This window comes from Gelidibacter sp. (assembly GCF_035515035.1).
Lineage (GTDB): Bacteria > Bacteroidota > Bacteroidia > Flavobacteriales > Flavobacteriaceae > Gelidibacter.
The window spans coordinates 1-11,676 of record NZ_DATJCA010000127.1; the positions used below are offsets into that span (position 1 = coordinate 1).

General features: G+C 39.0%; 8 protein-coding genes. 4 read left to right on the plus strand and 4 right to left on the minus strand.

All coding sequences use genetic code 11. The features are described 5' to 3' along the window. Positions 1-271 precede the first annotated feature (271 nt). Entirely contained in the window at positions 272-2,647 is a 2,376-nt protein-coding gene (locus VLZ86_RS10725) for a heavy metal translocating P-type ATPase metal-binding domain-containing protein (RefSeq protein WP_325451159.1), read from the minus strand. A gap of 144 nt (positions 2,648-2,791) precedes the next feature. On the opposite strand from VLZ86_RS10725, the gene VLZ86_RS10730 reads away from it, so the two are divergent. Continuing rightward, positions 2,792-3,427: a Crp/Fnr family transcriptional regulator gene (locus VLZ86_RS10730; RefSeq protein ID WP_325451161.1), complete on the plus strand. Its 636-nt coding sequence runs from the start codon at positions 2,792-2,794 to the stop codon at positions 3,425-3,427. Between the two features lie 126 nt (positions 3,428-3,553). Here the strand turns inward: VLZ86_RS10730 and VLZ86_RS10735 are convergent, their stop codons facing one another. Further along, on the minus strand, positions 3,554-5,491 hold the full coding sequence (locus VLZ86_RS10735) for a S9 family peptidase (protein ID WP_325451163.1): 1,938 nt from the start codon (positions 5,489-5,491) through the stop codon (positions 3,554-3,556). A gap of 168 nt (positions 5,492-5,659) precedes the next feature. On the opposite strand from VLZ86_RS10735, the gene VLZ86_RS10740 reads away from it, so the two are divergent. From VLZ86_RS10740 to VLZ86_RS10750, 3 genes are all read left to right on the plus strand, one after another. Then, positions 5,660-6,790, plus strand: coding sequence for a vWA domain-containing protein (locus VLZ86_RS10740; protein ID WP_325451165.1), 1,131 nt, complete (start codon positions 5,660-5,662; stop codon positions 6,788-6,790). A gap of 160 nt (positions 6,791-6,950) precedes the next feature. Continuing rightward, positions 6,951-8,417, plus strand: coding sequence for a magnesium chelatase (locus tag VLZ86_RS10745; protein ID WP_325451167.1), 1,467 nt, complete (start codon positions 6,951-6,953; stop codon positions 8,415-8,417). A 166-nt stretch (positions 8,418-8,583) separates the two neighbouring features. Continuing rightward, positions 8,584-8,748: a hypothetical protein gene (locus VLZ86_RS10750; protein WP_325451169.1), complete on the plus strand. Its 165-nt coding sequence runs from the start codon at positions 8,584-8,586 to the stop codon at positions 8,746-8,748. A 136-nt stretch (positions 8,749-8,884) separates the two neighbouring features. Here VLZ86_RS10750 and VLZ86_RS10755 read toward each other — a convergent pair whose 3' ends face one another. After that, on the minus strand, positions 8,885-10,507 hold the full coding sequence (locus VLZ86_RS10755) for a M1 family metallopeptidase (protein WP_325451171.1): 1,623 nt from the start codon (positions 10,505-10,507) through the stop codon (positions 8,885-8,887). A 3-nt stretch (positions 10,508-10,510) separates the two neighbouring features. Beyond that, a partial coding sequence (locus VLZ86_RS10760) for a M28 family metallopeptidase (RefSeq protein WP_325451173.1) occupies positions 10,511-11,676 on the minus strand: 1,166 nt, incomplete at its 5' end.

Here is an 11,676-nt window from a genome sequence, read left to right on the forward strand (position 1 = left end):
GCTACTAAAATACTAAGACTAAGTAATAAATAGATAACACTCATACCTGATAGAAGTTATGGGTCAAAAATACGTTTGACGGTTTTATTATTTTATGATATTTATCATGTTTCAAATATTCGAATCACGAATATCGCAATATTTTTATAAACATTCTCCTTTAATTACCATGTTAATTTTTAGGTTTATTCTGGGTAAGTTCTTTGATTTTAATTATCTAAGACCATGAATTCCTATTAACAAACCAAGAGAATTTGCTCATTTTTTCAATTTATTTTAATTTCCTGGCGGTCAAATTTGTAGCAATGGTTGTAAAAACAACAATGCTAATGGAACTTAAAGGCATCAAGATGGCTGCAACTACAGGTTCCAATCTTCCGGTGACTGCAAAAGAAACACCCACGACATTATACATAAATGACAGCACAAAACTCCACTTTACAATTTTAATCGCCGATTTTGACAAGTTAATAAAATCGCTGAGACTATTAAATTTCTCAGCATCCAAAATGGCATCACAAGCAGGGGAGAAGACATTCACGTTTTCGGAAAGTGCAATTCCCACGTTGCTTTGTGCCAAGGCACCAGCATCATTCAGGCCATCTCCAATCATTAATACTTTGGCGCCTTCGCTTTGATGGTGCTTAATGTATTCCAATTTATCATCGGGTTTTTGATTAAAAAGCAATTTGGTCCTGGCAGGAAGCAGTTTTTTTAAATTTTCCATTTCCCCTTCATTATCTCCTGAAAGAATGGCTAAATCGTAATTTTTTTTGAGTTTGTTGAACAATTGCGATAAGCCTTTACGATAACTATTGTAAAAGGTGTATTTTCCTTTGTAAGCGTCGTTGCTACTGATATGGACTGAAGTGTTGAGAATCGCTGTGTCACTGGGCTTTCCAACGAAATTCGCCGAGCCAATTTTGATACTGTCTTGCTGGTGCATCCCTTGAATGCCTTGACCAACATGTTCTTCAAATTGATCGAGGGTGATGATGTCGTTCTCTTCCAAAAGATCATAGAGTGTTCTGCTCAGAGGATGGTTGGACCCTCTCAGGGTATTTTTCAATAAAACCTCTTCAGAAAAAGACAGCGCATCCCCTTCATAAGTGGCAGTACTTTGTTTGTTGGAGGTAATGGTGCCGGTTTTATCAAAGATAATCGTGTCGATGGCTGCCAACTGCTCAATAACCGTGGCATTTTTCAGGTAAAACTTGTGCTTGCCAAAAATGCGAAGGATATTTCCAAGTGTAAATGGTGCCGCCAATGCAATGGCGCATGGACAGGCAATAATCAAAACAGAAGTAAATACGTTCAATGCTTTGCTGGAATCAGCAAACAACCAGAACGTTGTAGCAATAAAGGCGATACTCAAAACAATAATGGTAAAGCGTTTGCTGATCAGGTTTGTTAAGGTGGTGAAGCTGTCTTCCTTAACTTTATTGAACACGTCGTTACCCCACAATTGGGTTAAATAACTTTGTTCCACACTTTTTAGAGCTTCCATTTCAATACTTCCGGAAGTTTGTTTCCCTCCCGCGAAAAGCTTGTCTCCAGAGACTTTGCTGACCGCATCTGATTCTCCAGTGACGAAACTGTAATCTATTTTTGCCCTTCCTTTTATGAGGACACCATCCACAGGAATTAGCTCCTCGTTCCTAATCAGCAATCGGTCTCCCTTTTTAATATCATACACTTGAATGGGATGTTCCTCATTGTTTTTGGAAATCTTGGTAATCGCAATTGGGAAATAGGATTTGTAGTCGCGTTCAAAGGAAAGAAAGGAATAGGTTCTTTGCTGAAAGAATTTACCCAACAATAAGAAAAACAAGAGCCCGGTTAAACTATCAAAAAAGCCCGAACCATGATCAAAAATAATGTCATAAGTGCTTCTTAAAAAAAGTACGATGATTCCCAAAGCAATGGGTACGTCAATATTCAAAACTCTGGCACGTAAACCTTTATAGGCAGAGATGTAATAATCTTGTGAAGAGTATAAAACTACTGGAAGTGAAAAGGCAAACATCAACCATCTAAAAAAGGGCTTATACTGGTCCAACCAAAATTCCTTCACTTCAAAATACTCAGGAAATGAGAGGAACATCACGTTGCCAAATGCAAAACCAGCAATCCCAAGTTTGTAGATTAAGGAGCGGTTGACCTGATTTTTGCCTGTTGAAAAATCCTCCAAACTGATATATGGTTCGTATCCTATCGAACTCAGTAAGATGACCGCTTCTTTTAAACTGTAGTTTTGCGAGTTGAATTGGATGCGTACCGTTTTTTTACCAAAATCGACTTGAGAAGATGAAATATAACTATTGAGTTTATTTAGGTTTTCAAGAATCCAAATACATGAACTGCAATGGATTATGGGAATATAGAGTGTTGCTATCTGTGATTTTCCATCATCAAATTCCACCAATTTATCAATAATATTCTGTTGGGACAGAAAATCATATTTGCCTTGAATATCCTTTGGAGTGGTGCCTGGGGCAGATTGGAGATCATAATAACAGGTGAGATCATTATCTGAGAAGATTTCATAAACCGTCTTACAGCCTTGGCAACAGAACGATTTGTCGTCAAAAAAAATTGTGGACGAATCAGAGAGATCTCCACAGTGGAAACAAGTTGATAATTCCATAATTATACTCATTTATACCTCGTGCAAAGGTCGGAAATGATTATGGCTTATACTATGATAATTGTCATGTTTTTCTTAATTTTGGGGGTCAAAGAAAATAGTATGGGTAGATGTGAGCAATGCATTGCACGTCAATTGAATTCAATGAAAACTTTAACAAAAGAAGAGCTGAAAGAAGTCGCTGCATGCAAGAGAACACTGTTTTATAAAAAAGGCGAAGTCATTTTTGGGGAAAATGAACTGCTCTCTGGCGTTTATTGCGTAAGAGAAGGTATTTGTAAAATGACCAAATTGAGCGCCAATGGAAAAGATCATACTGTGAAATTGATGGGCAAGGGCAAGTTAATTGGCCAACGTTCGGTTATTAGTGAAGAGCGCACCCATTTAAGTGCGGTTGCTTTAAACGATGTTGAACTTTGTTATGTTCCAAAAGATCAAATTTTGGACAATATCAAATCTAACCAGGAATTTTCGTTTAACGTCTTACAGAATTTGGCCCAAGATTTAAGGGAAGCCGAAGGTGATCTGATCAATATGGCACAAAAATCGGTGAGACAACGCTTATCCGAAGCTTTAACCTATGTCAGTAAAAATTTTGGTGAGACTGAAGATGGGTATCTCAATGTCAATCTTTCCCGCGAAGACTATGCAAGTATTGTTGGAACGGCGACGGAATCTGCCATCCGAATTTTATCCCAATTTAAAAAAGAAGGTCTGATTTCCACTTCAGGTAAAAAGATTAAAATTGAGAAACTGAAGGAGTTGGAACGGGTCGAATAATTGGCATTCTCATTTTTTTTTGAACTTTCTAAAAGTAAATGCCGGATTCAATTCCAGAAAAAACAAACCCCAAAGCTTTTTAATGCTTTAGGGCCAATTTAAAAATATGCCAGCAGATACCAATCTTTAAGATCCTTTTTTAACTTTTATCTCACCTTCAATGGGAGCATCTGCATTCTTCAAATACTTATCCAAAAACTGAAGGACTCTACTATAAGCTTCAATTTGATTTTCTTTTTTGATAAATCCATGACCTTCATCTTCAAATAAAACGTATTCAACAGGAACACCGTTTTCTCGAACGCCAGCTACAATTTCATCAGATTCCACCTGTAAGACCCTTGGGTCTTGAGCTCCTTGCAAAACAATGAGTGGTTTGGTCACTTTATCGGTATGGAATAAAGGGGAAATTCGTTTGAGGCGCACTGAATCTGCAGTAAAAGGATCTCCCAACTCTAAGTACAATGACTTTCTCATGGATTCCCAATAGGGCGGAATGCTCTTTAAAGTTCTGATCCAATTGGTAACGCCAAATAAATTGACACCCACATCAAACTCCTCAGGGGCGTAAGTTAGCGCAGCCATAGTCATGTAACCACCGTAGGAACCGCCTATGATTCCAATTTTATCTCCATCAATTTCTGGTTGGGTGGCGAGCCAATTTTTGCCTTCAACACAATCCTGTAAATCTTTTTCACCGTGATTTAAATCGTCCATTTGGTAAAAGGTTTTTCCATAGCCACTGCTACCGCGATTGTTGACCGCCAAAACCGCATAGCCATGATTGACCATATATTGAATAAAGGAATTGAAACCTTGACGGGATTGTCCGCCTGGCCCTCCATGTACCCAAACCATTGCGGGAACTTTGTTGTCTTTTGAGGCTTGATGTGGCAAATAGTAAATGGCAGGGATTTCTACACCATCAAAAGATGTGTAGCGAATGACCTTGGCAGTCACCAAATCTTCCGGATGAATGTCCTCATTAAGCACGTTGGTCAATTGATGTTGTTCTTTAGTTGAAAACTTATAAGTATAAAGATTGGATGGCATATTTGAGCCACCAACATATAAACGCATCCATTGTTCATCATCGCTAAAACCAACGCTGGTAATGCTCTGATCTCCAAAATCAGGTAAGTCAATCGGCGTATTTGCTGCGACATCTATAACTTCAATGGCGTTTTTACCATCTTCATTTACATAAACCACCATATAAGTGCCGTTTTTGGTGAAACTAGCTCCAGAGATATCCCATGGTTTTTCGAGAACATTAGATTTTTCCTTTGTTTTGAGATCATATTTCATCAAATAAGAAAATTCAAAACCATCATCTGTTGTATAATAGAGCGCACTACTATCATTGGAGAAATCTTGCGCAGCATTGCTACTTTGGTTGCTGTTGACCTTCGTTTTCTCTCTTGTTTTTACGTTGTAGACATACAAATCGCTGTCGTTGGTGTTCAGCGATTTCGCTAAGGCAATGTAGTTTTTGTCCTTTGAGATGCCGCCAAAATTTAAACCGTCATTATTTTGATAGATCATTTTTGAATTAAAGGTGGAAATGTCCATCTCATACACGTCAAAGAATTTCGGGTTCATTTTATTTGATCCGAAATAAAAAGATTTTCCATCATCAGCCCACCCGTAAAATTGTGATTTTGCTCCTTTATCTGGAGTCAAATCTTTGATGGTTCCGGTTGAATCCCGTAAATAGATGTGATCGATTTCATCTCCATTGCGATCTGCAGATAAGAGCATCCGGTCATCATTCGGGAAAAATGATTCTGCAAAATAGGAGGTGCTGTCCGAGGCGGTAATGGGGGTGTAGCTGCCTCCAACACTTGGGACGGTATACACATTGAAAATCCCGGATCGGTTGCTAGAGATTAGGAGTTTGGAGTTGTCATAGGAAAAACTGCCACCTGTTACAGCTTCGTTATCCATAAACTGTTCAATGGTGTACTGCTCAACTTTAATCGCAGTATCATCATTGTTCCCATTCTTTTTGTCCTTACAGGAAATGCAAAGCAGAAGGGTCATCGCAAAAATTAAATGTTTCATGTTTTAGTGTTTTTAGCGGGTAGGTAGTGACGGTATTTCTGGGATAATGGATTAAAGATCGCACATTCAGCGAATTCGCTTAAAGATAATAAAAAGGCATTATTACATTCATAAAATAGATGTTAATAGATTTATTGGTCGTCTAAAATGTCGTATTTTTATGATGCTATGACAAAAAACACTAACATAAATCGAAAAGGTTTTGTTTTCAAGACCTATGAAGCGCCTTTTCAATCTCCATTTGATAAACTTTTCGAAATTTTCAAGGAGCTGATCACCCATACTTCAGGAGATTTTGATGAAGCTATTGAGTGGTTGCGGGAGTTGGATAAAGAGTACAAATTGACCACTGCAGAGTACACCGTTGATGACTTTATTGAAGACCTTAAAAAGAAAGGTTATATAAGGGAAGAGATCGATCCGGACGGAAACGGCGGCACGGTCATCACATCCAAAACAGAACGCGCCATAAGACAACAAGCGCTTGATCAAATTTTCGGACAGATCAAACGGAGCGGACAGGGCAACCATAAAAGTAAAAGTCCGGGAATTGGTGATGAGCATACAGGCGATTTCAGGGACTATCAATTTGGCGATGCTTTGGATAAAGTCTCCATGTCTGAAAGTTTGAAAAACGCACAGATCAATCATGGAATTGGTGATTTTAAGCTCTCTGAAGAAGATTTGGTGGTGGAGGAAACGTTACACAAATCGCAAATGAGTACGGTGTTGATGATTGACATCAGTCACAGTATGATTTTATACGGCGAAGACCGTATCACACCTGCAAAAAAGGTGGCGATGGCATTGGCGGAATTAATTACCACCCGGTATCCGAAAGATACCTTGGATATTTTGGTTTTTGGAAACGATGCCTGGCAAATTGAAATTAAGGATTTACCATACTTAAAGGTTGGACCTTATCACACCAATACTGTTGCCGGATTACAATTGGCCATGGATTTACTGAGAAGAAAACGGAATACCAACAAACAAATTTTTATGATTACCGATGGCAAACCAAGCTGCTTGCGACTTCCAGACGGCCAATATTACAAAGACAGTGCGGGATTGAATCCTTATATCATGAATAAATGTTATGCTATGGCACAACAGGCCAGAAGATTGCATATTCCAATTACTACCTTTATGATTGCCCAAGATCCTTATTTGATGCGTTTTGTAACCGAATTTACCAAAGCAAATCAAGGAAAGGCGTTTTACACCGGACTGAAAGGCTTGGGTGAGATGATCTTTGAGGATTATGAAACCAATAGAAAGAAGCGGATTAGAGGATAAAAGTCGGGACGTTAGAGACAAGGAGCACGAAGTAAACAGTAACCCCTAACATGCAAGGTTTCCCAAACCTTTTAGGTTTAAAAGAAAATACAAAAACTAAATTCAATTAAATAAGTTCTGAAATTTTGCGATCAGAACTTTTTAAGTAGAAAAATAACATATGAAAATAGACACTATAAATACATTAGGCGAATTGAAAAAAGCCAATTATCAAAGCAAATCCATTAAAGACGAGTTGCGAGATAATCTAATTCAGAAAATAAAGAATAAAGAAACTACATTTGAAGGCGTCCATGGGTATGAGAATACGGTGATTCCCGAATTGGAACGTGCCATACTATCCCGACATAATATTAATTTGTTGGGATTGCGCGGACAAGCCAAAACCCGATTGGCGCGATTGATGCTAAATCTCTTGGATGACTATATTCCGGTGGTGGCAGGTTCTGAAATTAATGATGATCCGCTACAACCAATTTCAAGATATGCCAAGGAATTGATCAAAGAGAAAGGCGATGAAACCCCAATCGAATGGTTACACAGAAGTGAGCGTTTTGCTGAAAAATTGGCCACGCCTGATGTAACCGTTGCAGATTTGATTGGTGATGTGGATCCAATTAAAGCCGCGAATTTGAAATTGAGCTACGCCGATGATCGCGTGATCCATTACGGGATGATTCCGCGTGCCAACCGTTGTATTTTCGTGATCAACGAGTTGCCTGATTTACAGGCCAGGATACAAGTAGCCTTATTTAATATTTTGCAGGAAGGCGATATTCAAATCAGGGGCTTCAAATTAAGATTGCCTTTGGACATTCAATTTTTGTTTACCGCAAATCCTGAAGATTATACCAATAGAGGTAGTATTGTAACCCCTCTAAAAGATAGGATTGGCTCGCAAATCTTGACCCATTACCCTGTAGATATTGAAACGGCCCGCTTGATTACGGAACAAGAGGCGCGGATAGTAGAAGGTCAGAATGACATGGTTGCGGTCCCAGATTTAGCAAGGGATTTATTGGAACAGATTGTCTTTGAAGCACGGGAAAGTGACTTTATTGATTCCAAAAGTGGCGTGAGTGCCCGTTTGAGCATCACCGCTTTGGAGAATTTATTAAGTACTGCTGAGCGTCGCGCCTTAATGGTTGGTGATGATAAAACCATGGTGCGATTAAGTGATTTTGTAGGAATTATACCATCAATAACCGGAAAAGTGGAGTTGGTTTACGAAGGTGAACAGGAAGGTGCAGCGGTTGTTGCCTATAATTTGATTGGCGAAGGTGTTAAGAATCTTTTCGAAGAGTTTTTTCCAAAAATAGAAAAACTAAAGAAAGAAGATGCTGAAACACCTTATGACGATGTTATATCTTGGTTTTTCAATCAAAAGGACGGATTTGAACTGTTGGATGATCTACCGGATAATGAGTATAAAAGCCTGTTGGACGACATTTCGCCATTAGACGATTTATTGGCCGAACATCAACCAAACTTAGCGAAGGAAGAAAGTTATTTTGTCAAGGAATTTGTGCTTTGGGCATTGGTGGAATTCAAACAGTTGAATAAGTTCAGGTTTTCTGAAGGGATCACTTTCAAAGATCCTTATGGCAGTTTTATAAGTGGCATCTAAGCCATTAAAGAATTTATCAAAGTGAAGTACTTCCCTTTTCTCTGAACCGTGGTTTTTTCAAGAGCTTTCTTTTTAAGTCAATGAAATGCTCCATTGTGTTAATGCTGCTAGTAATTATAGTTTAACTTGATACTATTAAGTTTAACGTTACCAAAAAATTGAGATTATGAAAAACGAAAAAGAAGAGCAAAAGAGAGAAGAGCAAAAGAGAGAGAAGCAAAGTAAAAAAGACCACGCAATCAATGAAAAAGGGGATATTTCTGATGGTAACCAAATCAATCCACAGGTTGAAAAAAGAAAAGATACCCATCAACCACGAGATAATGCCTAATTATTTATTACTTTGAATTTTATATTGTAGAAAGATAAAATTGAACTAGTTATCACATTCCGCTTTTTAAGCGGAATGTTTTTTTGGAGGATTTAGGAAATTTAATTGGAAATTAAAATACCAGGTATATTTTTGGTTATAACCTTTTTGAGGTCACATAAAAATCGCTGCTTACCCGAAGATCGCCAACATTTATTAGAGTTAGTGACCAGTCTTTTTTTGGATACAGCCATAACTCTTTTTCACCCATAACAACTTGCACCGGCATTTCAAATTTGTCTACGCTATTTGTCCAGCGGTACTTCAATTGTTGGTCCTTTATTTCGTATTCCAGATTAGGGATCATAGTACTTCTAAGATATTGATCAAAAAAAGCAGATAAATCAATTCCAGAGGTTTTAGAGATATAATTTTCAATTTGTTCCGTTGTGACTGTTTGATGGTAGAAAGTCTTATTCAACCCTCTTAAAATTTGTCGCCATTGCTCGTCATCATTGATCCATTGTCTCAAAGTATGCAATATATTGGCGCCTTTGTAGTACATGTCTCCAGAGCCGGGTTGATTGACGTTGTACGGTCCAATAATTGGGGCGTCATTTTGGATGCCCTGTCGGGTGCCGATGACATATTCTGCACCTGCCTTTTTTCCGTAAAAATACTCTAAAAATAAACTTTCGGCATAAGCTGTAAAACTCTCGTGGATCCACATATCTGCCATATCTTTATAGGTGATATTATTGGCAAACCATTCGTGCGCAGATTCATGGATGATGATAAAATCGAACTTTAATCCCCATCCCGTACCTGATAAATCCCGTCCTAAATAGCCGTTCTCATACCCATTGCCATAAGTGACGGAACTTTGATGCTCCATGCCCAAATAGGGCACTTCCACCAATTTATAGCCATCTTCATAAAACGGGTAGGGACCAAACCAATGCTCAAATGCTTCCATCATTCGCGGAGCATCCTTAAATTGTTTCTTGGCTTTCTCAAGGTTGTCTTTCAGGACATAGTAATCCATTTTCAAGAGTCCTTTTTCGCCTTTATAATCTTCAGAAAAATGTACGTAATCACCAATATTCACATTAACGCCATAATTATTGATGGGACTGTTGACAAACCAATTATAGGTTTTTGTACCGTCTTTATGGTCTTCAATCCTGCGCAATTGGCCGTTGGAAACTTCCATCAAAGCTTTTGGAATTCGAACACTGATGAGCATGCTGTCCACTTCATCATACATATGGTCTTTGTTGGGCCACCAAACGCTGGCACCAAGCCCTTGGCAAGAAGTGGCAATAAAGTCATTACCATTGTCGTCCTTTTTCCAGGAAAAACCGCCATCCCAAGGTGCTCTTTTGGCTTCTTGAGGCTGACCTTCATAATAGACGTCCAGACTTTGAAGACTGCCTTTTTTTTGATCATTTTTTAATGTGATAAAATGAGCATTTCCATCAGTTCTGACCTCCAACTCTTTATCATTTTGAGTTACTTTAGTAATTATCAATGGCGCTTGTAAATCGATTTGAAGCACGGAATCAGGTTCTAGAACCTTATAATGCACTGAGTTTTTTCCTTTTATTGATTTGGTACTCGGATCCACAGAAATATCCAAATGATAATAGGTCAAATCCCACCAAGCACGTTCAGGGGTTATCGAACCTCTTAAACTATCCTGTTTTGTAAAAGTATGATTTTGGGCTTTTGTGGTTTGGAAAATGACTATCACAAAAAGGGAAAAAATATACTTGTTCATCGTTTAATTTCTTAAGATTGAATTAGGGAAAACCACCACGCTTTCATGACCACCTTTCCCTACGGATGCAACGCCAAAATACGAATTATCAATGACAATGCCATTCAGCGTAAATTCGTTAAGATCGCCTACATATCTGGAATGGTCCCAAGTAGGTGAGGTCGTGTCTCTCCAATAAATTTTATATCCTGTGGCACCATCCACTTTGTCCCATTTTAATTTTGCAGAAGCTTCCACAATCCCGCCAATGGCCACGGTTTTAGGTGGCGGCGGGGCAGAGGCCAAACTTGCCATATTGATAGCATTGACTGCGGTTAATTTTGCGGCATAGGGGAAATTGACATGTTCAAAGGTATCGCCATAATTAATCCCATCTTCTACACGAATATCTTGATGTTGTTGGGTATAATTCTCATGCGCTTCCATGATGCGGATGCCAGCAAATCCCAAATCGTTGAACGGTCGATGATGGCCGCCGCGACCAAAACGGTCCAGTCTGTAAACCATCATCGGATTCATTTCTGGCATATAGGTTTGGGTGGTTTTATGTACATAACGTGCCAATTGGCGGGAAATCCCATCCACTTCACCACCGTAAAAGCGGCGCATTTGTCTTTCGCGCTCGGTTTCTGTTGGCGGTACAGGTTCAGAAAATATTCTAAAACTCCGATTGTCAATTACTCCATCAACGCCTTCAATATTACCGATCATATCATTATTAAACACGCCAATAACATCCCATCCTTTTTCTTTGGCATAAGCAGCCAAGCCCGCGCCACCAAAAAGACCTTGTTCTTCCCCGGAAAGTCCAACATATACAATGCTGCTTTCAAATTTGTATTTTGATAATACTCGGGCGGCTTCAATTGTGCCAGCCATTCCCGACGCATTGTCGTTGGCACCCGGTGCATCTATGGTGAAATCCATCACATCACTGGCACGCGTGTCGATATCACCGCTCATGATGATGTATCTGTTTGGATATTTACTACCTCTCTGAATAGCGACAACATTGACAATCCAGCCGTCATGTGGCACCCGCTTTTTGACATCTTTGGTCACAAAATCCTTTTGATAGAACACGTCCAAACAGTTGTTACAGTCTTTAGAAATCGCTTCAAATTCTTTTTTGATCCAACGCCTGGCCGCGCCTATACCTCGGGTATTGG